This window comes from Aeromicrobium sp. 10G20-16 (assembly GCF_055809665.1).
Genome location: NZ_CM147919.1, coordinates 101,945 through 122,428, shown reverse-complemented (window position 1 = coordinate 122,428; position 20,484 = coordinate 101,945). Strand labels below are relative to the sequence as shown.

General features: G+C 69.6%; 15 protein-coding genes and 2 pseudogenes. 10 read left to right on the top strand and 7 right to left on the bottom strand.

All coding sequences use genetic code 11. The annotated features are described in order from the left end of the window. Positions 1–35 precede the first annotated feature (35 nt). Positions 36–1,718, bottom strand: a complete 1,683-nt coding sequence (locus AC0L5F_RS00500) for an NAD(P)/FAD-dependent oxidoreductase (protein WP_473314649.1) — start codon at positions 1,716–1,718, stop codon at positions 36–38. Between the two features lie 34 nt (positions 1,719–1,752). Continuing rightward, positions 1,753–3,135 (bottom strand): DNA recombination protein RmuC, encoded by a 1,383-nt coding sequence (locus tag AC0L5F_RS00495; RefSeq protein WP_473314648.1) that lies wholly within the window; start codon positions 3,133–3,135, stop codon positions 1,753–1,755. A gap of 87 nt (positions 3,136–3,222) precedes the next feature. Here AC0L5F_RS00495 and AC0L5F_RS00490 point away from each other — a divergent pair, with 87 nt between their 5' ends. Further along, positions 3,223–3,897, top strand: a complete 675-nt coding sequence (locus tag AC0L5F_RS00490) for a M50 family metallopeptidase (protein WP_473314647.1) — start codon at positions 3,223–3,225, stop codon at positions 3,895–3,897. Positions 3,898–3,901: 4 nt separating this feature from the next. Further along, on the top strand, positions 3,902–5,089 hold the full coding sequence (gene tgt / locus AC0L5F_RS00485) for a tRNA guanosine(34) transglycosylase Tgt (protein ID WP_473314646.1): 1,188 nt from the start codon (positions 3,902–3,904) through the stop codon (positions 5,087–5,089). A 104-nt stretch (positions 5,090–5,193) separates the two neighbouring features. Here the strand turns inward: tgt and AC0L5F_RS00480 are convergent, their stop codons facing one another. Then, positions 5,194–5,907, bottom strand: coding sequence for a queuosine precursor transporter (locus AC0L5F_RS00480; protein WP_473314645.1), 714 nt, complete (start codon positions 5,905–5,907; stop codon positions 5,194–5,196). 65 nt (positions 5,908–5,972) lie between these two features. Here AC0L5F_RS00480 and AC0L5F_RS00475 point away from each other — a divergent pair. Together AC0L5F_RS00475 and AC0L5F_RS00470 are read left to right on the top strand one after the other, a co-directional pair. Continuing rightward, positions 5,973–6,455, top strand: a pseudogene (locus tag AC0L5F_RS00475) (NAD(P)/FAD-dependent oxidoreductase); the annotation flags it as partial. 364 nt (positions 6,456–6,819) lie between these two features. Beyond that, complete coding sequence (locus AC0L5F_RS00470; RefSeq protein ID WP_473314643.1) at positions 6,820–7,224, top strand: hypothetical protein; 405 nt, start codon at positions 6,820–6,822, stop codon at positions 7,222–7,224. A gap of 101 nt (positions 7,225–7,325) precedes the next feature. On the opposite strand, the gene AC0L5F_RS00465 is transcribed toward AC0L5F_RS00470, so the two are convergent. Next, positions 7,326–7,814, bottom strand: coding sequence for a hypothetical protein (locus AC0L5F_RS00465; protein WP_473314642.1), 489 nt, complete (start codon positions 7,812–7,814; stop codon positions 7,326–7,328). A 108-nt stretch (positions 7,815–7,922) separates the two neighbouring features. Between AC0L5F_RS00465 and AC0L5F_RS00460 the strand changes: the two genes are divergently transcribed. The 5 genes and pseudogenes from AC0L5F_RS00460 to AC0L5F_RS00440 form a co-directional block, all read left to right on the top strand. After that, positions 7,923–9,575, top strand: coding sequence for an FAD-binding dehydrogenase (locus tag AC0L5F_RS00460; protein ID WP_473314641.1), 1,653 nt, complete (start codon positions 7,923–7,925; stop codon positions 9,573–9,575). Between the two features lie 20 nt (positions 9,576–9,595). Next, complete coding sequence (locus AC0L5F_RS00455) at positions 9,596–9,982, top strand: DUF1304 domain-containing protein (RefSeq protein ID WP_473314640.1); 387 nt, start codon at positions 9,596–9,598, stop codon at positions 9,980–9,982. A gap of 62 nt (positions 9,983–10,044) precedes the next feature. Continuing rightward, entirely contained in the window at positions 10,045–10,827 is a 783-nt protein-coding gene (locus AC0L5F_RS00450) for an exodeoxyribonuclease III (protein ID WP_473316225.1), read from the top strand. Between the two features lie 100 nt (positions 10,828–10,927). Beyond that, the gene (locus tag AC0L5F_RS00445) at positions 10,928–12,244 is read left to right on the top strand and encodes an MFS transporter (RefSeq protein ID WP_473314639.1); all 1,317 of its coding nucleotides are present in this window, start codon (positions 10,928–10,930) and stop codon (positions 12,242–12,244) included. Next, a pseudogene (locus AC0L5F_RS00440) lies at positions 12,241–12,456 on the top strand (NAD(P)-binding domain-containing protein); the annotation flags it as partial. The gene AC0L5F_RS00445 and the pseudogene AC0L5F_RS00440, both read left to right, overlap by 4 nt. A gap of 506 nt (positions 12,457–12,962) precedes the next feature. Here AC0L5F_RS00440 and AC0L5F_RS00435 read toward each other — a convergent pair. Beyond that, positions 12,963–15,371, bottom strand: coding sequence for an immune inhibitor A domain-containing protein (locus AC0L5F_RS00435; protein ID WP_473314638.1), 2,409 nt, complete (start codon positions 15,369–15,371; stop codon positions 12,963–12,965). Positions 15,372–15,756: 385 nt separating this feature from the next. Between AC0L5F_RS00435 and cspE the strand changes: the two genes are divergently transcribed. Further along, a complete protein-coding gene (gene cspE, locus AC0L5F_RS00430) occupies positions 15,757–15,960 on the top strand; it encodes a transcription antiterminator/RNA stability regulator CspE (RefSeq protein ID WP_056607991.1) in 204 nt (67 codons plus the stop codon). A 136-nt stretch (positions 15,961–16,096) separates the two neighbouring features. Here the strand turns inward: cspE and AC0L5F_RS00425 are convergent, their stop codons facing one another. Both AC0L5F_RS00425 and AC0L5F_RS00420 read right to left on the bottom strand, forming a co-directional pair. After that, entirely contained in the window at positions 16,097–16,267 is a 171-nt protein-coding gene (locus tag AC0L5F_RS00425; RefSeq protein WP_473314636.1) for a hypothetical protein, read from the bottom strand. A gap of 296 nt (positions 16,268–16,563) precedes the next feature. Further along, entirely contained in the window at positions 16,564–20,463 is a 3,900-nt protein-coding gene (locus AC0L5F_RS00420) for a DUF7669 domain-containing protein (RefSeq protein WP_473314634.1), read from the bottom strand. Between the last annotated feature and the right edge of the window lie 21 nt (positions 20,464–20,484).

The following is a 20,484-nucleotide window of genomic DNA, read 5'->3' as shown; positions in this document are numbered from 1 at the left end:
GGAATGCCAGAACTGCTCGTCCGCGACGCGCGAATTCACCCGTCCTGCAGGTGGGCGTGCACCAGCGGCACGACCGACGCACCCTCCCCGGAGGCCGCGGCGACGCGCTTCATCGACCCGCTGCGGACGTCGCCGGCGGCGAAGATCCCGGGCACCGTGGTGGCCAGGTTGGCCGGCGGCACCCCGTCGACCCAGAACCGGGCGGGCACGTCGCGTCCGGTCTGCACGAAACCTGCATCGTCGCGACAGATCTGCTCCGGCAGCCAGTCGCAGTGCGGCTCGGCTCCCAGCAGCAGGAACAGACCACCGGCATCGACCGTCTCCTGCGTGCCGTCAGCGCCGCGCACCGTGATCCACTCCAGAGCCTCGGCTCCCCCGCCGTCGACGACCTGCGTGTGGGTGCGGACCGCGATGTTGGCGTTGGTCTCGATCTCGCGGATCAGGTAGTCCGACATGGTCTCGGCCAGCGACGCACGACGCACCACGACCGTCACGGACCGCGCGAACCGGGCCAGGTGCACAGCGGCCTGGCCCGCCGAGTTGCCGCCACCGACGACATAAACGTCGCGGCCCTGCATCTCGCGTGCCGTGGTGATCGCTCCCCCGTAGCTGACGCCCCGACCGACCAGAGCCTCGATCGACTCGACACCGATGCGCCGGTAGTCGACCCCGCTGGCCACCACCACCGCGCGGGCCTGCAGCTCGCCGTTGTCGGTGAGCAGCACGTGCGGACGGCCCTCGCCGCCGATCTGCAGGCCCTCGACAGAGACACCGGTGTGGAACTGCGTGCCGAACCGGATGGCCTGGTTGCGGGCTCGCTGGGCCAGCCGCATCCCGGAGATCCCCCGCGGAAAGCCCAGGTAGTTGCGGATCATCGAGCTGCTGCCGGCCTGTCCCCCGACGGCACCGGTCTCCAGCACGACGGTCGCGAGGCCCTCCGACGCCGCGTAGACGGCCGCTGCCAGCCCGGCCGGCCCTGCCCCGACGATCGCGACGTCGACGACGCCCTCGTCAGACAGCCCGGCACCACGCTGGAAGAACTGGCGGGCCAGCTGGCGCACCGACCGCACCACGAACGGTGGGCGGCCGGCAGCCATCACCAGGGGCAGCTCGACCGCTCCGGCATCGGTCGCCTCGAACGCCTCGATGACGTGCCTGCCGACGTCGGAGTCCGGTGCGTAGGTGCGGTGCGGCAGGCCCATGCGGTCCAGGAAGTCACGCATCGACGCGACGAGCGGATCACCAGGGTGGGCGATGATCTTGCCGGTCACCGACTCAGGATCAGCCACCGTGGAGCCCCAGTCCGACAGCAGCTCGGTGATCGCGCCGTGGAACTCCTCGTCACGGACACCGCGCGGCAGCAGCAGGTGGGCGTCGAACTTGCCGCGCGCGAGTCCGGCACGGAAGGCCGGGGCGTCCTCGAGGAAGTGGCGGAACGGCGAGACGATCAGCCGCTTGGCCGTCGGCACCACCGAGCGCCAGTCGGCGAAGGCCTCGAACGTGGTCGCGTCCGGCAGCCTCGAGTCGCCGATCAGCATGCAGATGCGACGACCGTCGGCCACCAGCTCGCGCAGCAGCGCGGCCGTGTCGGCGTGGGTGGTCGTGGTGCGGACGTCGTAGTCGCGCGAGTACCGGCCGAGCTCGTCGGCCAGCACGGGCCCGTCCTCCGGCATGCAGGCCACGATCACGGGCAGCGAACTCGCCGATGCGTGCTCCATGGACGGGAGCCTACTGAGATGCGTCCGGCGTGGGTCAGCCCGTCTGCTCGTCGGCCGAGAACAAGGTCTCGCCCTCGACGAGGCTCGGATCGATCTCCGGACGCTGCAGATCCTCGAACGCTCCCGCCTCGATGCTGGTCATCTCGGCAGAGGTGAGCGGTCGCGGGTTCGACTCGACCGGCTCGACGTGTCCAAGCTGCTTGGCCTCGTCGACAGCATCGAGCTTGCGAGCCGTGGCCAGCACCCGGCCCTCGAGCGATCCGGTGAACTTGTTGTAGTCGGCCACGGTGCGCTCGATGGAACGTCCCAGCTTGGAGACGTGGTCGGTCAACGTGCCGAGCCGCTTGTAGAGCTCGCGGCCGAGGTCGACCAGCTCCTGGGCGTTGTCGGCGAGGTCCTCCTGCTTCCAGGTGATGGCGACCGTCTTGAGCAGCGCCCACAGGTTGGCCGGCGTGGCCAGCACGATGCCCTTGCTGAAGGCGTGCTCCAGCAGGCTCGGATCGGCCTCGACCGCGGCGTTGAGGATGGCCTCGCTGGGGATGAAGGCGATGGTGAACTCCGGGCTGGCGCTCAGGCCGGTCCAGTACTGCTTGCCCGACAGAGCATCGACGTGCGCCTTGACCGCCTTGGCGTGCTGGGTCTGCAGTGCGGAGCGCTCGGTGTCGCTCAGCTCTTCGCGGTGGGAGTCGATGAAGGCGTTGTAGGGCACCTTGGCGTCGATGGCGACCTGCTTGCGGCCCGGCAGCTTGATGACCATGTCCGGCCGGCGAGCGCCGGAGTCGGCGGAGATCGACTCCTGCGTGGTGAAGTCGATGCGGTTGAGCAGGCCGGCGGACTCGACCAGCGTCTTGAGCTGGGTCTCGCCGTACGCGCCGCGCACGGCGTTGTTGCGCAGTGCCGCCGAGAGGGTCTGGGCAGCCGAACGGGACTGCTCGGCGCTCTCGCGGGTGGCCTTGATCTGCTCGGCCAGGGCCCCGTGCTGCGTGCTGCGCTGCTTCTCGAGGTCGATGATCTTCTGCTGCAAGGTGGTCAGCTGCGACTCGACCGGCGCGAGCTTGCGCAGGACCTTGCTCTCGTTCTGCCCGGCGACCTCGCGCTCCTTGGCCTCGCGACGGTGCTGGGCGACGATCTCGCCGAACTGCTGCTGGGTGGACTCCAGCTGCTCTCGCAGACCGACGATCGAGGCGTTGGCCGCGGCCAGGTCACTCTCGACCCGAGCGCGGGCGGACGCCTCCTCGGCACGGATCTGCGCCACGACGTGCTGGTGACGCGCCTCGACCAGTGCGGGGTCCTCACGGACCTCGAGCTCCTCGGCCGGCATCTCGGCAACCTGCTGGCCGCGCACCAACCACCCGACGACACCGCCGAGCGCGACGCCGAGCAGCAGACCGATGAGCAGCACGATGACCAAGTCCATGTCTGCAGTCTCGCAAGTGGGTCGGACAGAATCGTGGAGCCGTGCCGAGGGCCGACGCCGTGCCTTGCCTCCTAGGCTGGTCCCGACATGGACACCCAGCAGGCCGCAGCACTCACCGGCGCCGCCCTGGCCCTGCTGCCGTTCGTCTGGCCGTACACCCGCCACGTGGTGACGCTCGTCCACGAGGCGGGACACGCGCTGGTGGCCGTCGCCACCGGTCGGCGGCTCAACGCGATCACCCTGCAGTCCGACACCTCGGGCCTGACCGTCTCCAGCGGCCGACCCTCAGGCCCCGGCATGATCGCGACGGCGATGGCCGGCTACCTCGCGCCGTCGGCACTCGGCCTCGGCAGCCTGGCCCTGATCGACGCCGGACACACGACCTGGGCCATCTGGGCGGCACTCGTCGTGCTCGCCGGGATGCTGGTGTTCATCCGCAACTGGTGGGGCCTGGTCGTGGTGGGTCTCAGCGCCGCGGCCGTGGCCGCGCTCGCCTACCGGGCCGACGAGCAGGTGCAGGTGTTCGCCTCCACGGTGGTCGCGTGGTTCCTGCTGATCGCCGGCCCGCGGACCGCCGTCGACCTCTGGGGCCATCGCCGCAGGTCTCGCACCCGCACCAGCGACGCCGACGTGCTGGCCCGCCTCACCCACCTGCCCGCGGCGGTGTGGAACCTGGTGTTCATCGTCGCCACCGTGGCGGCGCTCGCCGGAGGCACCTGGATCGCCGGGTGGCTGGACCCCGCGACCCTGGGTGTTGGATAGGCCTGTGTTCACCCCCACGAGCGACCTGCCCACCGGAGGCCGCGCCGGGGTGATCAGCACCCCGCACGGCGAGATCCGCACACCCGCGTTCATCCCCGTCGGGACGCGCGCCGCCGTGCGGGCGGTCCTGCCCGAGCAGATGGGCGACCTCGGGGCCCAGGCACTGCTGGCCAACGCCTATCACCTCTACCTGCAGCCCGGATCCGACATCGTCGAGGAGGCCGGCGGCCTGGGCGCGTTCATGAACTGGCCCGGCCCCACCTTCACCGACTCCGGCGGATTCCAGGTGATGTCGCTCGGTGCCGGGTTCAAGAAGACGCTGTCGATGGACTCCGCGCGCGCCACCTCCGACGAGGTCATCGCCGACGGCAAGGACCGCCTCGCGCTGGTCGACGACGAGGGCGTGACCTTCAAGTCCCACCTCGACGGATCGACGCACCGCTTCACCCCCGAGGTGTCGATGCAGATCCAGCACCGGTTGGGCGCGGACATCATCTTCGCCTTCGACGAGCTGACGACCCTGATGAACACCCGGCCCTACCAAGAGATGTCGTTGGCGCGCACGCAGGCGTGGGCCGAACGGTGCGTGGCCGAGCACCGGCGGCTCAGCGCCGAGCGGACCGACAAGCCCGCGCAGGCGCTGTTCGGCGTCGTGCAGGGAGCGCAGTACGAGGACCTGCGGCGGCAGGCCGCGCGCGGACTCGCGGACCTGGACTTCGCCGGCTTCGGCATCGGCGGCGCCATCGAGAAGGAGAATCTCGCCACCATCGTGCGATGGGTCACCGAGGAGCTGCCCGACGACAAGCCGCGTCACCTGCTGGGCATCGGCGAGCCCGAGGACCTGTTCGCCGCGGTGGAGGTCGGCTGCGACACGTTCGACTGCGTCGGCCCGTCGCGGGTCGCCCGGTCGTCACGGGTCTACACGCCCGACGGCCGAGAGAACCTGCTGGTCGCCGCGTCCCGCCGCGACTTCGGGCCGATCGATCCCGAGTGCGACTGCCACACCTGCACCCACTACTCGCGGGCCTACCTGCACCACCTGTTCAAGGCCAAGGAGTACAACGCGGCCACGCTCTGCACGATCCACAACGAGCGTTTCATCGTGCGCCTGGTCGACCGCATGCGCGACGCCGTCACCGACGGCACCTTCACCGACCTCAAGACCGACTTCCTCGCCCGCTACCGGGCCTAGGCCGCTCTCGGTTTACCAGCAGGCCTCGGCAAGTCTTCACTCCTGTGGGCAAATTTGCCCACAGGAGTGACAAGAATCCGGGGCCTGCTGGTAAACCGAACGCGTCAGTACGTCGGCTCGCGGCGCTTCAGGACGCCGATGACGGCCATGGTCAGGGGGCTGATGACGACCTCGACGCCGACCTTGTAGACGAAGCCGACGATGAAGTAGTTCCAGAACTGACCCATGTCGGTGATGCCGATGGCGCCGGCCGCGATGGCGCAGAACAGCAGGGTGTCGGCGGCCTCGCCCACACCGCTGGAGCCGATCAGACGGGCCCAGAGGCCCCGTTCGGCGGTGCGCTGCTTCATCCGCACCAGCACGTAGCTGTTGACCAGCTGCCCCACGACGTAGCCGATGACGCTGGCCAGCACGATGCGTCCGACCGGGCCGGCGACGGACTCGAAGGCCGCCTGGTTCTCGTAGAACGACGCGGCCGGCGCCTGCTCGACGACCCAGAAGGTGCCGGCCGCCAGCAGCGCCATCGCGAAGCCGGTGAACACCGCACGTCGGGCTGCCTTGAACCCGTAGACCTCCGAGATCACGTCGCCGAGGATGTACGCCAGCGGGAACAGGAACGCCCCGCCGTCGGTGATGATCGGCAGGATCTGCACCGAGCCGATCGACCACGAGCCGACGTCGAACTCGATGCCCTTGGTCGCGGCGATGTTGGAGACGACCAGCACCACGCAGAACAGGGCCAGGATCACGTCGAAGTACGACGATCCCCGGCTCGCGAAGCGCACGTCAGGTTTTGGTGAGGTTGCCTGGGAACTCATGGCGCCATGGTCCCACGGAGGCGACCTCGCCGGACGCCCGCGCATCCCTCTGGGACACTGGAGCCATGACCGATCTGCCCAGCCACGCCGACGTGCTCGTCGTCGGCGCCGGCCCCGCCGGAGCAGCGGCTGCGGCATGGTCGGCCCGGCTCGGCCACGAGACCGTCATGGCCGACGCGGCCACCTTCCCCCGCGACAAGACCTGCGGCGACGGCCTCACCCCGCGTGCCATCCACGAGCTGAGCCGACTCGGCCTCGGCGACTGGGTGCGCGCCCACGGCACGAACCGTGGTCTGCGAGCCGCGGGCTTCGGCCAGGAGCTGCTCCTCCCCTGGCCGGGAGGGTCGCTGCCCGACTGGGGCTCGGCGGTGCCTCGCACCGAGCTCGACGACAAGATCTTCCGCACCGCGATCGAGTGGGGCGCCACGCCGCTGGAGGGCGCGCGCGCCGTCGACGCCGAGCGCGATGCGTCCGGCCGGGTCACGGCCGTCGTCTTCCGCGTCGGTCCCGACAAGACCCTGCACACGATCAGCTGCAACCGGCTCGTGATCGCCGACGGCGTGCGATCGCCGCTCGGTCGGGTGCTGGGTCGCGAGTGGCACCGCGAGACCGCATACGGCGTCGCCGGTCGCTCGTACGTGAAGTCCGGCCGCAGCGACGACCCGTGGATCTCCTCCCACCTCGAGCTCCGTGGAGAGGAAGGCGATCTCCTGCCCGGCTACGGCTGGATCTTCCCGCTCAGCGACGGCGAGGTGAATCTCGGCGTGGGCGCGCTGGCCACCGCCAAGCGCCCGGCCGACCTGCAGATCCGGCCGCTGATGGAGTACTACGCCTCGCTGCGGCGCACCGAGTGGGACCTGAGCGGAGAAGCTCCGCATCCCCACCAGCGCCCTGCTTCCCATGGGCGGCGCCGTGTCCGGCGTGGCTGGCCCCAACTGGATGCTGATCGGCGACGCCGCCGGCTGCGTCAACCCGCTCAACGGCGAGGGCATCGACTACGGCCTCGAGACCGGACGCGTCGGCGCCGAGCTGTTGTCCACCGAGAACGACCTGTCCGACGCATGGCCCGCACTGCTCACGCGCCACTACGGCGAGGCGTTCTCGATCGCCCGCCGTCTCGCTGGTCTGCTCACCGTTCCGCGGCTGCTGCCGACCGCCGGTCCGGTGGGCATGCGCTCGCACCGGCTGATGACCGTCGCCCTGCGTGTCATGGGCAACCTGGTCACCGACGAGGACCGCGACCTCACGGCGCGCCTGTGGCGGTGGGCCGGCCGCCAGTCGGTCAGGCTCGACGCCCGCCCCCCGTTCACCTCCTGAACCCGCACCTGTGGTTCCCGCTGGGCCTGACGTTTCGACGCGACATGCCAGCGTGTCGGGGTCGGAACGTCAGGCCCAGCGGGTTCTGGAGCAGTGGACCCCTAGGCCGCGGGCGGGGTGTCGTTCTTGTTGATCTCGGGGATCTTCTCACCGGAGTCGCGGAACGACAGGACGGTGAACACCGTCAGCGCGATGCAGGCGATCCACAGCAGGTAGCCGGACCAGCCGGGACCGACGCTGACGCCACCGCCGCTGCCACCTGCCGTGAGCGCCCGCAGGATCAGCAGCAGCGTGCCGAGTCCGGCGGTGCCGGCTGCCACGAGGTTCCAGGGGACTCCGTCGGGAAGGTTGTCCTTCGCGAACGCCTTGACGGCGACGATCGCGGTCGAGGCCACGACGAGCAGGATGCCGAGCGTTGCATAGCTGGTCCAGGCGTTCGTGCCCACCGAGATGTTGCCGAGCGCCGCCGAGCCGGGGCCGTCGTAGGACACCGTCACGTAGCTGCCGAAGAACGACAGCACGATGGCGAGGCCGCCGGAGATCAGCGCCCCTTGGTCGTTCTTTCCAAGTGACTTGAAGTCAACTGCCATGGTCACATCTCCTGAAGGGTGAAGGTTTCCTGAGAAACCTAGCGCCAAAACACCCGCGGGCGACAGACCTGGCCCCGCATCGCGCCGTCGGTGCGGCAGACTCGCCCCATGGACGCAGACGTCATCGTCGTCGGGGCGGGCCTGGCCGGACTGGTGGCCACCGCCGAGCTGGTCGAGGCCGGCCGCAGGGTCGTGCTGGTCGACCAGGAGGGCGAGCAGAACCTGGGCGGCCAGGCGTTCTGGTCGTTCGGTGGGCTGTTCTTCGTCGACTCACCGCAGCAGCGCCGCATGGGGATCAAGGACTCGGTCGACCTCGCCCTGCAGGACTGGCACGGCAGCGCGCAGTTCGACCGCGACACCGACCACTGGCCACGTCAGTGGGCCGAGGCGTACGTCCACTTCGCGGCCGGCGAGAAGCGCTCGTGGCTGAGCCACAAGGGCCATCAGGTGTTTCCGGTCGTGGGCTGGGCCGAGCGCGGCGGCGGCCTCGCCGGCGGGCACGGCAACTCGGTCCCCCGCTTCCACATCACCTGGGGCACGGGCCCCGGCATCGTCGAGCCGTTCGAGAAGATCGTCCGCCGCGGCGTCGAGCAGGGCCTGGTCACGTTCGCGTTCCGCCACCAGGTCGACGAGCTGATCACCGACGCCGGAGCCGTCACCGGTGTCCGCGGCCAGCTGCTCGAACCGACCGACGTGCAGCGCGGAGCATCGTCGTCACGCACCTCGATCGGCGACTTCGAGCTCACGGCGCAGGCCGTGATCGTCACCTCCGGCGGGATCGGCGGCAACCACGACCTCGTCCGGGCGGCGTGGCCCGATCGCCTCGGCACTCCCCCGGATCACATGATCTCCGGCGTCCCCCAGCACGTCGACGGACGCATGCTCGCCATCGCCGAGGCGGCCGGGGCCAGCCACGTCAACCGCGACCGCATGTGGCACTACGTCGAGGGCATCAAGAACTGGGACCCGATCTGGCCGATGCACGGCATCCGGATCCTGCCCGGACCGTCCTCGCTGTGGCTCGACGGTGGAGGCACCCGCCTCCCGGTGCCGGGCCTGCCGGGCTTCGACACCCTCGGCACGCTGAAGATCCTGCGCCAGAGCGGCCACGACCACTCCTGGTTCGTGCTCACCCAGGCGATCATCGAGAAGGAGTTCGCCCTCTCGGGCCAGGAGCAGAACCCCGACCTCACCGGCCGCAGCGTCCGCACGCTGCTCAAGGAGCGATTGTCCTCGGGCGCCACCGGTCCGGTCGAGGCATTCAAGCGACACGGCGAGGACTTCGTGGTGGCCGACACCATCGAGGACCTCGTCGCCGGCATGAATCGCCTGACCCCCGACTCCCCTCTCGACCTCGAGCACGTGCGTCGCCAGGTGGTCGAGCGCGACCGCGAGCTCGCCAACGACTTCACCAAGGATCTGCAGATCGCCGCGATGCGCCAGGCCCGCTCGTACCGCGGCGACAAGCTGATCCGCGTCGCGTCACCCCACGAGATCCTCGACCCGTCGAAGGGCCCGCTCATCGCGGTGCGTCTGCACGTGCTCACCCGCAAGTCGCTCGGCGGGCTGGAGACCGATCTGGACTCCCGGGTCCTCGGCGGCACCGGCACCCCGATCGACGGCCTGTACGCGGCCGGCGAGGTGGCCGGGTTCGGCGGTGGCGGCGTCCACGGCTACAACTCGCTGGAGGGCACCTTCCTCGGCGGCTGCCTGTTCTCCGGCCGGGCGGCGGGGCGCGCCGCTTCTCGTCAGGTCTGCTGAGGCGGTCTAGGGTCACCACCATGACCGTGATCGCCCTGATCCTCGCTGCGCTGGCCGCAGCTCTGCACGTGTTCATCTGGACGATGGAGTCGATCACGTGGCGGCAGCCGTCGACGTGGCGCCGGTTCTCCATCGCCTCGCAGGCCGACGCCGACACCACGGCGCCGCTGGCGTACAACCAGGGCTTCTACAACCTCTTCCTGGCGCTCGTGACGACGGTCGGCATCGTCCTGGTCGCCACCGCCGACGATCGCTCCGCCGGCTGGGCGCTGGTGCTCGCCGGGTGCGGTTCGATGCTCGCTGCGGCGGTCGTGCTGATCGCCAGCGGGAAGCAGTACCGCCAGGCCGCGCTCACCCAGGGCACGCTCCCGCTGCTCGCCGTGGTGCTCGCCGCACTGGCCGCCTGACCGTCCGACCCGGCGGCTAGCCTGACGGCGTGCTTCGCATCGCCACGGTCAACGTCAACGGGATCCGCGCCTCCTACAACAAGCTGCGCGGTCAGAGCACCGGCATCGAGGAGTGGTTCGCGCACCGCGACGCCGACATCGTCACGCTGCAGGAGGTGCGCGCGCCCGACGACGTCCTCCGCGACCTGGTGGCGCCGACCGGCTACCACGTCGTGCACGCCGAGGCCGCCGCCAAGGGTCGCGCCGGGGTGGCCGTGCTCAGCCGCACCGACCCGGTGACCCACCGGGTCAGCACCGGCGACACCCAGTTCGACGACTCCGGCCGCTGGATCGAGTCCGACCTCGCCCTGCCGGACGGATCGACCCTCACCGTCGTGTCCGCGTACGTCCCCACCGGCGGCGCCGGCACCCCCAAGCAGGACGAGAAGATGCAGTTCCTGGACGCCATGGGAGCTCGCATGGCCGCCATCGCCGCGTCCGGCCACCACGGCCTGGTGACCGGCGACCTCAACGTGGGCCACACCGAGCGCGACATCAAGAACTGGAAGGGCAACCAGAAGAAGGCCGGCTTCCTGCCCGAGGAGCGCGCCCACTTCGACCGCTGGTTCGACGATCTCGGCTGGGCCGACGTGCACCGCCGCCTGGCCGGAGACGTCGACGGCCCGTACACCTGGTGGTCCATGCGCGGCAAGGCGTTCGACACCGACACCGGATGGCGCATCGACTACCAGCTGGCCACGCCCGACCTCGCCGCCGCAGCCCGCACCGCCGAGGTCGACCGCGCCCACAGCTGGGCCGAGCGGTGGTCCGACCACGCACCTCTCGTCGTCGACTACGACCTCTAGATCGCCCATCAGGACGTGACCGACTGCACGTCGCGCATCGTGGCGTCGAGTCGCAGGCTCCGCTAGATTGGTTGCGGTAAGCAACCAATCTGGAGGGTCAATGGAGTCCGGCACGACTGGGTCGCCGTCACTGTTCAACCAGCCGCGGGCTGTCTACGCGGTCGCGTTCGCCTGCGTCATCTCGTTCATGGGCATCGGGCTCGTCGACCCCATCCTCCCGGCGCTGAAGACCCAGCTGAACGCCACCGAGAGCCAGGTGACGCTGCTGTTCACCAGCTACCTGGTGGTCACCGCCGTCATGATGCTGGTGACCAACTGGGTCTCCAGCCGCCTCGGCGCTAAGAACACGCTGCTGATCGGCCTGGTCATCATCGTGGCGTTCTCGGCGCTCGCCGGCGCCAGCGGTTCCATCGGCGGCATCGTCGCCTTCCGCGCCGGCTGGGGCCTCGGCAACGCCTTGTTCATCGCCACCTCGTTGGCCGCGATCGTCTCCAGTGCCCGAGGCGGCTTCGCCGGCGCCATCATCTTGTACGAGGCAGCCCTCGGCCTCGGCATCGCGGCCGGACCGCTCATGGGCAGCGCGCTGGGCAACATCAGCTGGCGCGGACCCTTCTTCGGCGTCTCCGTCCTGATGGCCATCGCTCTCGTCGCCACCGCATTCCTGCTGCCCTCCACGCCTAAGCCCGAGCACCGCACCAGTCTCAGCGCTCCCCTGCGAGCCCTGCGGCACCGCGGCCTGCTCACCATGAGCATCACCGCACTGCTGTACAACTGGGGCTTCTTCACCATGCTGGGCTACGCGCCGTTCCCGATGGGACTGTCGATCACCGCGCTGGGCTGGGTCTTCTTCTGCTGGGGCCTGCTGGTCGCCTTCTTCTCGGTGATCGGCGCCCCGTGGCTGCAGCGGCAGTTCGGCACGGCGCGCTCGCTGTACGGATCGCTCGCGCTGTTCACCGTCGACCTCGCGGTCATGGCGATCAGCCCCACGAACACCGCGCTGATGGTCGCCTGCGTCATCACCGCCGGCATCTTCATCGGCATCAACAACACCCTGATGACCCAGGCGGTCATGATGGTCTCGCCCGTCGAGCGCCCGGTCGCCTCGGCCGCCTACGGCTTCGTGCGCTTCATCGGCGGCGGCCTGGCGCCGTTCGCGGCCGGCAAGCTGGTCGAGCACTTCAACGTCCACCTCCCCTTCGCCATCGCCGCGGTCACCGTCGCCGTGGCAGTGGCGGTGCTCGCCTCCGGTCACCGCCTGCTGGCCGACGCCGACGCCGGGATGGACGAGGACGGACACGCGTCGTCGTCCCACGGTTCGCGCGACGACGTCGCGGGCGAGGTCGGCGACGAGTTTGGTGGGGCCTCCGGCGCGATCGACGGAATGAAAGTCCCCGCCGAGACGCTGAACCAGGCATGACCACTTTCGGAATCATCGGAGCAGGAAACATCGGTTCAGCGGTCGCGGAGGCCGTGATCGACGCCGGTCACGACGTCGTCATCGCCAACTCCCGCAATCCCGAGACGCTGGCCGCCCTCGTCGACCAGCTCGGCCCGCACGCGCGCGCCGCCACGGCTGCCGAGGCCGCAGCAGCTGGCGACGTCGCGGTCGTGACGGTGCCGCTCGGCGCGATCGACCAGCTTCCGCTCGAGGCCCTCGGCGGAAAGATCGTGCTGGACACCAACAACTACTACCCGCAGCGAGACGGCCAGATCGAGGCGCTCGATCGCGGCGAGACCACCACGTCGAGCATGCTGCAGGACCGGCTGCCGACCTCCCGGGTGGTCAAGGCCTTCAACCACGTCCCGGCCGCCGACATCAACGCCAAGGGTCTGCCGGCCGGTGACACCGCGCGACTGGCGCTGGCCACCGCCGGCGACAGCGACGACGCCGTGGCGTTCGTGACCGACCTGTACGACCAGCTCGGGTTCGACACCGTCAACGTCGGCCCGCTGGCCGACTCGTGGCGCGTCGAGCGCGACCAGCCGGCCTACGCCGGCGCGCAGCCGAAGGACGAGCTGACCGCCAAGCTCGCCCAGGCGACCCGCATCGTCGGCTCGTCGCTGCTGCCCGAACCGCGACGAAGGGGCCCGCATCCGAATGGATGCGGGCCCCTCGTCAGCCGTGACGACTCAGATCAATTGAACTTGACCTTCATCGTGGTGCCCTTCTGCTTCAGCACCTTGACCTTCACTCCGACGGCCGGGAGCTTGACGCCGTGGTTCGGCAGCTCTGCGTACCAGTACTTCTTGGTGTCGTCGAAGACGGGCTGCGCCGGCTGGGCCCGGATGTAGCTGGGCTTGCCGTTGGTGTGCAGCGTCATCGAGTCGGCCTTGATCTTGCCGAACGGTGCGTCGTACACCTGCACGCGAGCACGCCACGGAGCGCCGGTCGCGATGTTGATGATCGGCTCCGGGTGGGCGTCGATCGGCAGGTTGCGACCCTGTCCGGGATGGACGTTGGTGTTGTTGTCCAGCTGGGAGGTGTCCCAGTACGAGATCAACAAACCCTGTCCGTAGCGGTAGTGCTCGACGAAGTCCGGCTTCGTGTTGGCGAAGCCGAAGTTGTACGGCCCGGTCTCGAGGTACTTGTCATAGCTCACGTAGGAGCGGTGACCCATGACGTAGTAGTTGTCGTACAGGTCCGTCGTCGACGCTCCGACGATGGTGAACCCGTTCAGCGTGAAGGCGGTGTCGCCCTCCGCGCCGTCGGACAACAACTCCTCGCCACCGGCGGTGACCTTCACGTCGTCGGCGAAGAAGCCGGCCTCCGCGACGCCACCGTCGGTCTTGTAGTACATCCGCAGCTTGATCTTCTGGCCGTCGTAGGCACCGAGCGGGACCTTCAGGTCCGCGTAGGTGTCCTGGAAGCCGTCGATGCCCGGGTTGCCCGAGGTGTCGTCACCGATCGGCTGGCCGCCGATGGTGCCGTCCAGGGACGTCCAGGTGTCGCCACCGTTGGTGGAGGCCTGGATGTAGGCGTAGTCGTAGCCCTCCTCGATCGCGTAGCGGACCTTGGCGGTCAGCTCGGCGCCGGTCTTGCCGGTCAGGTCCACGTCCGTGGTCATCGAGGTGGCGAGGTCGTCGCCCGAACCGGAGAAGAACTGCTTGTCGCCGGAGGCCGGTGCCCCCAGCTGGCGCGTGATCTCCTTCTTGGGCAGCACGACGACCGCACCCTGGGCGTTCTTGGAGTTGTACTCCTGCGGCCCGAACGTGATCGTCTTCTTCTGCTTGGCCGTCAACGCCTCGTAGTCGAGCCAGCCGAGCTGCAGCTTCTCCCACGCACCGAGGTCACCGGGGCGCGTGCCGAGGGCCTCGCCCTTGCCGTTGAGGCGACTCTGGGCCATCAGGGTCCAGTACTCGTTGGAGTTGTCGCCGCCACCGGAGGTGTCGTACGCGTCGGGCAGTCCGAGATCGTGTCCGTACTCGTGGACGAAGACCGACAGGCCACCGTTCTCGGGCTGGGCGGTGTAGTCGCCGACCCAGATGCCGGTGTTGCCGACCTGGGTGCCGCCGAGGGGGTTCTGCGGCGGTCCGGTGATGCCGGCGTCGGTGACGAAGGCGTACCAGCGGTGCGACCAGATGGCGTCCTCGCCCTGCTGCGGGTCACCGTCGGCCTCGTCGCCACCGGCGTGCACGATCTGGAAGTGATCGATGTAGCCGTCGGGCTCGTTGAAGTCGCCGTCACCGTCGTAGTCGTAGCGGTCGTACTGGTCGTACGACTGGATCTCCTTCTTGATCTGGGCGTTGGTCATGCCCTTGGCCTTCTGGTCCTTGACCCAGGCCTTCAGCGAGTCCTCGATCAGGTTCCAGACGGTGCGGTACGACTCGTCGCGGCCGTAGCGGGCCTCGTTGTAGGGCACCTTGACCCAGTCGGAGACCGTGCCGTCGACCGTGTAGCGGCCTGACGACTGCGTCTCGTAGTACGTCTTGACCGACTCGGTGTTCTTGCCGGTGCCGAAGTACAGGTCCTGGTAGTGCTGACGGTTGTAGTCGGGCTGCCAGATGGTGGAGTTGTCCTTGGCGCGATCCGGCTCGGGGATCGCGTTGTGCAACGGTCCGTCGAACGTGGTCGGCCCGGGCACCGTGGGATCGGTGTCCTGGTCGGGGAAGTCGGGGTGACGCTTGTTGCCGAACTCAGCCAGGATCACGAAGATCTTGTCGGCGCGCTCCTGCTCGAGCTCGACGTACTGCGCCTGCTTCTTGCCCTTCTTGGCCTGGGTGGTGGCCTTGCTGCGGGCGTCCTTCTTGTACTGCTTGTTCGCCAGTCGTGCCGCGTCTGCGGGGCTGGTGCCCTCGCCGACCTTGACGACGGAGACGCCGTCCTTGGTGACCGGCTTCGCCTCACCGTTGACGACCGACGCCACGGCCTGCTCGCGCAGCGCTCGACGCTTGTCCTCCAACGGGTTGGGCAGCTCATGGTCCCGGCTGACACGATCGGCTCCGCTGACCGGCGGTGCCGTGTCCGCGACGCTGGCCGGCGCATAGGCCAGTCCGAGCGACGCCGCGAGTCCGAGGCCGAGAAGGCCTGTGGTGACACGCTTCACTGTTCCCCCTTGTGATGTTCGACGTACAGAGCGCCCGGCTCGACGCGAACGCTGGGTGTGCGCCCGAGACCTGCAACCGACCGACCTGACTTGTGGTTGCAGAGGACTATAACTGAATGACTCCTTATGACTAGATGAGGAACCCCGAAATTTTTGACGATCCTCGGCCCGAGCACCGTGAGTTCACCCAGAATTTTCACGGACCGACACGGTCCAGACCTTCCCCCCGACACCGCGTGCTCTACGATTGACGGCAGTTGCACGACGTTGGCCGCACGATGAATGACGTTCCTTACGGGGTGTGTAGTTCCTCTCAAGGTGGGATGTACGTCGCGACGGTTGGCTGCGAAGGCCGCGGCCGACAACTCGCCCAGAGGAGAAACACATGGCAACCGGAACCGTGAAGTGGTTCAACGCGGACAAGGGCTTCGGCTTCATCGCCCCTGACGACGGCAGCGAGGACGTGTTCGCGCACTTCTCCGCCATCCAGACCAGCGGCTACCGCTCGCTGAACGAGAACCAGAAGGTCGAGTTCGACGTCGAGCAGGGCCAGAAGGGTCTGCAGGCAGCGAACATCCGCCCGCTGTAGCACCACCGGCCCGACCCGGCCGAGGCCGGCACGTCGGGCCACCCACACGAAAGCCCCGGAGAGATCTCCGGGGCTTTCGCGGCGTTCGTGGCCTGTGAGGGCAGACTCCGAACAGCTCAGGGGTGGGGGACGCGCGTCAGTGGCCGCTCTCGTCCCAGGCGTGACGGCCGAACTCGGCGGACGCGGCGGCGAGATAGCTCAGGTCGCGCACCGGATGCGGCGCCTGCGGTGCGAGGCGAGCGGCCGGGAAACGACGCGAGGCCTCGACGAGATGTGAGCGGTTGACGTCGAATGCGGTCTCGTCCATGACCTGAGGCTATCCTCATGTTTGACGGCTCGAAAGGTCTACCGATCAGTAGTGTTGTGTGTCGCGGGTCACGTCCCCGGACGTCACGGCCGGAGGACGACGGACCGAGAAAGGCGACGCCCCCGGCGTCCGCTCGCCTCGTGCCGAGCGACGCCGGGGCGCCAGCACCATCCTGCGACGCTCACGTGGCGTCAGGGGCTCCCTCCCCAGGTTCAGTGCACGTTCATCATCAGGCCACCGGCACGTTCGCGCCACCCCATCGACGGCATTCGCTCGGTATGTCGATCGGCACCGGCTCAGGCCAGCCGTCCCCGCAGCTCGGCAATGCGATCGCGGTACTCCTGGCTCTGGCGCCGGTCGACGTTCAACGCCGGCATCAGCTCGTCGACGACCGATTCCTTGATGTCGTGCAGGCTGGCGACGTCGTCAGTGGGCCACACCGTGATCGTGAGGTGCTCGAGCATCCACTGGGTGAGCCGAGGATCCTCGATGGTGTGCAGTCCGAGGTAGCCCGCGAGCGCCGTGGCCAGGGTCATGCGGAACGTCGACGCGCGCGCCCGGCCGTGCAGCTGCACCCGGGTGACGTGGTCGTTCAGGCTGAAGCCGGAGTCGGACAGACCTGAGGTGCCACCCACCTGGCCGACGTAGATGACCCCGGCGCGCACCGGCAGACGCAGGGCCCGATTCAGGTCACGTGAGCCCGCGTGGTCGACGGCCCAGGCGTACAGGCCCGGGTGGTGCGGCAGGGAGGCGGCCGCTCCGGCCGGCACGAAGTGACGCGGGTTGCTGAGATGGTCCGCGATCGAGCCGGACCGCGCGAACGGGATGATCTGGGCGTCGGGGCGATCGTCGAGAGCCGCGACCTCGGACCCGTCGTCGTCCTGCACGTCGTCGTCCTGCACGTCGTCGTCCTGCACGTCCTCGATCTTCCCGGTCGAGGACGGCGGAGCGGGTACCGCGGCAATCGGGGCCTTCACCACGGTGGAGACGTCCTCGCCGGGCTCGTCGTCGTTGTCCGCGACGGCATCGGCGACCAGGTCGTCCGACACGGGGTCGGCCGACCGGGGCAGGATCGGACCAGTGGCGACCTCGGCTCCAGCCTCACGCAGGGCCTCGGCCACCGGCGTCGCGATGACCCCCGGTGCCGCCACCTGCACGATCAGGCCGGGCAGGTCGCCGACCAACGACTCCAGACGTGCCACGACCCAGGTGGCCCAGGCGGCACGTTGACGCGGTTCGATGTCGGTCATGGCCCGCTCGTCGGGCGACATCCACTCCTGCGGCTCCAGCAGTCCGTGCTCGGCCGACAGCACGAACCAGCGGGCGCCGCTGAGCTCGGCGTCGCGTCGCGCCCGCTGGAAGGCCAGGTCGCGGAAGGCGTCGCGAGCCGGTGCCGGAACCCTGAGGCGCTCCCCCACGCTCCCCAGCACGATGGCGTCGCTCGTGCGATCCGGTTCGTCGTCCATCTCGTCGAACGGGCCAGCAACGTCGAGCAGCCCAGCCTCGTCGAGCTGCGCGGCATGGCTGTCGTCGTCCGCCGCGTCGACGGGCACGACAGGTCGCTCCAGCGCCTCGGCGTCGGAGTGGTCTCCCGCGCTGCGCTGCGGCCGCGGAGCCCGCACGATGACGATGCCGCCAGGACTGGTGAAGTCGCCTGCGCTCGAGTCGTCGCTCGTGTCCGGGTCGTCGGCATCGGACATCGCCGGAACCGCTGGCGGGACGACCGGCGCCTCCGGTGCGGGACGGTCGGCGGTCGAGGGCCGGTCGTCCAGCATCGGACGCAGGGTCAGGTTCAGCTCCTGCTCCTCGCGCTCGAGCTGCTCACGCTCCTGCTGCTCACGGCTGGCCTGCTCGAAGGCGAGCCGTTCGCGCTCTGCCCGCTCGAATGAATCCTTCTCGCGGCGGGCGCGTTCGGTCTCGGACCGCTCACGCATCGCGCGTTCGCTCTCGACCCGCGCCAAGGCATCGCGCTCGAGGCGCTCCAGCTCGTCGCGGACCGCCTGTGACGCCCTGCGGCGCTCCTCGTCCTCGCGACGGCGCCTGGCCTCTGAGTCGCGCTCCTGCTCGGCGACGCTGCGGCGGCGCTGCTCCTCCTCGCGCCGTGCTCGGCGCTCGTCGCGCTCGCGGTCGAGCGACTCAGCCTTCTCGCGCTCGCGACGGGCCTCCTTGCGCAGCTTGCTGGCTCGACGCCGCTCCTCCTGCGCCACCCGCTCGGCCTCGAGACGCTTGGCCTGCAGCCGGGCCGCTTCGGCCTCGGCGGCCGCAGCTCGTTCGGCCTCGACCCGGACAGCGGCCAGCGGGTCGACCACCGGCGCCGAGTCGGCGAAGAACCGCGGGCTCGCGGTGAAGCGGGCCCGTTCGGCCTCCAGCCGAGCCCGTTCGGTCTCGAGACGCACGCGTTCGGCCTCGAGACGGATCCGTTCGGCGCGGTCGGCCTCGGCACGGGCAGCTTCCTGGGCGGCCTCGACGGACTTCGCCTTCTCTCGTGCAGCCGTCTCACGCTCGACCCGCTCGCGCTCAGCACGCTGGCGCTCAGCCTCCTCACGCTCAGTCCGCTCGCGCTCAGCATTCTCGCGTTCGGCCCGCTCGCGCTCGGCCTTCTCACGCTCAGTCCGCTCGCGCTCGGCCTTCTCACGCTTGGCCTTCTCACGCTCGGCCTTCTCCCGCTTGGCCCTCTCGCGCTCGGCCTTCTCACGCTTGGCCTTCTCGCGTTCAGCCTGCGCGCGTTCAGCCTCGATCTGCTCCTGCTCGACCTTCTCTCGCTGGATGCGGGCACGCTCGGCACGCGCCCGCTCCGAGGCGAGGCGCTTGGCCATGTCTCGCTCGGCCTTCTCCCGCTCCGCCCTCTCACGCTCAGCCCGCTGGCGCTCGCCGGCGATCCGCTCCGCCTCCGCGCGTTCTGCCGCGCGACGCTCTGCCTGGACTCGCTCCGCCTCGGCAGCCTCGGCGTCACGACGCTCGCGCTCTGCTCGAGCCGCAGCGGCAGCAGCTCTCTCCTGCTCCAGCCGAACCCGCTCGGCCTCCACCCGCTGCTGCTCCAGCCGGAGCCGTTCCTGGACGGCTTCCGCACGCAGACGGTCGGCCTCGGCACGCTCGGCGGCCAGCCGCGCACGCTCAGCGGCGATCCGGGCCTCGGCCTCTCGATTCTCGCGTTCTCGCTCAGCCGCCACACGAGCCAGCTGCTCACGCTCCGCCTCGAGCCTGCGACGGTCCGACTGGACCGCTCCCTGGCTCAGGGCACGAGCCCGCTCGGCAGCACCGAACCGCACTCTGGACGAATCGGTGCCCGCGCTCTGGCGCTTCTGATCGCGGCCTGCCTGACGTGAGCTCGACTGGCCCTCGCTCGACTGGTCTGCGCTCGACTCGTCCGCGCTCGACTGGTCGCGCGGCGCCTCGCCTCGCGCGGCCGCCAGTCGCGCACGCTCCGCCTCGATGCCGCGGCGGCCGACGACGCTGCGAGGACGGATCACCGGGTCTGTCCCCAGCGTGACCTCCGACTCGGCGCCGGCCTCAGGGTTCTGCTGGGCCAACAGCTCACGCCGCGCACGTTCGACCTGCAGCTCGGCGATGCGCTTGGCCTCTCGCTTGGCGATCTTGCGTCGGCGGCGAGCCTCCTTCTCGTTCGCCTTGCGGCGTGCGGCCTCGGCAGCAGTCGGCCGCGCGGGAGCCGTGGCGGGCTCGGAGGTCTCAGGAGTCTCGGACGCGGCACCGGGAAACGGCCAGAAGTCCTCGGCCCCTCCGTGGGGCTTCTCGGTGGGTACGGCGCCCGACTCGTCGCCGGTCGCCTCGGCCGACTCGGCACCAGCGGCGTCGGGGTGTTCGGACGCCTCGGGCTCGGTCGCAGCATCGTCGGTCGGCTCCGGATCGACCGCGTCGGAGTCGTCGGGAGGACCGACCAGCGTGAACCGCACGGTCGGAGGTGTGTCGTCGTCCTCGGGAAGCTCGCCACGCTCCTCGAACGGGATCGGCGCGTACACGCCCCGCGAGACCCGGCGAAACAGCGGGGACCGGCGCTGGAACTGCGGGTGCTTGGCGCCGCCTTCGGTCAGACCGACGACGTGGGCACGGAGCGTGGCGTCACTGACCTCGGGGTAGTGCTCAGCGAACCAAGCCCGCACGTCGTCGTACCGGAAGGTGTCGGGCAGAGCGTCGGCGCAGGCGTGCATCAGCTGCCACACCGGCTGGTCGTACTTCACCCGCGCTCCCTCTCCTCGGCC

Coding starts and splice junctions, on each gene's coding strand:
- AC0L5F_RS00425 (WP_473314636.1), bottom strand. CDS start 16,267: ATGGACGAGACCGCATTCGACGTCAACCGCTCACATCTCGTCGAGGCC.
- cspE (WP_056607991.1), top strand. CDS start 15,757: ATGGCAACCGGAACCGTGAAGTGGTTCAACGCGGACAAGGGCTTCGGC.
- AC0L5F_RS00480 (WP_473314645.1), bottom strand. CDS start 5,907: ATGAGTTCCCAGGCAACCTCACCAAAACCTGACGTGCGCTTCGCGAGC.
- AC0L5F_RS00445 (WP_473314639.1), top strand. CDS start 10,928: ATGGAGTCCGGCACGACTGGGTCGCCGTCACTGTTCAACCAGCCGCGG.
- AC0L5F_RS00495 (WP_473314648.1), bottom strand. CDS start 3,135: ATGGACTTGGTCATCGTGCTGCTCATCGGTCTGCTGCTCGGCGTCGCG.
- AC0L5F_RS00500 (WP_473314649.1), bottom strand. CDS start 1,718: ATGGAGCACGCATCGGCGAGTTCGCTGCCCGTGATCGTGGCCTGCATG.
- AC0L5F_RS00460 (WP_473314641.1), top strand. CDS start 7,923: ATGGACGCAGACGTCATCGTCGTCGGGGCGGGCCTGGCCGGACTGGTG.
- AC0L5F_RS00455 (WP_473314640.1), top strand. CDS start 9,596: ATGACCGTGATCGCCCTGATCCTCGCTGCGCTGGCCGCAGCTCTGCAC.
- AC0L5F_RS00465 (WP_473314642.1), bottom strand. CDS start 7,814: ATGGCAGTTGACTTCAAGTCACTTGGAAAGAACGACCAAGGGGCGCTG.
- AC0L5F_RS00490 (WP_473314647.1), top strand. CDS start 3,223: ATGGACACCCAGCAGGCCGCAGCACTCACCGGCGCCGCCCTGGCCCTG.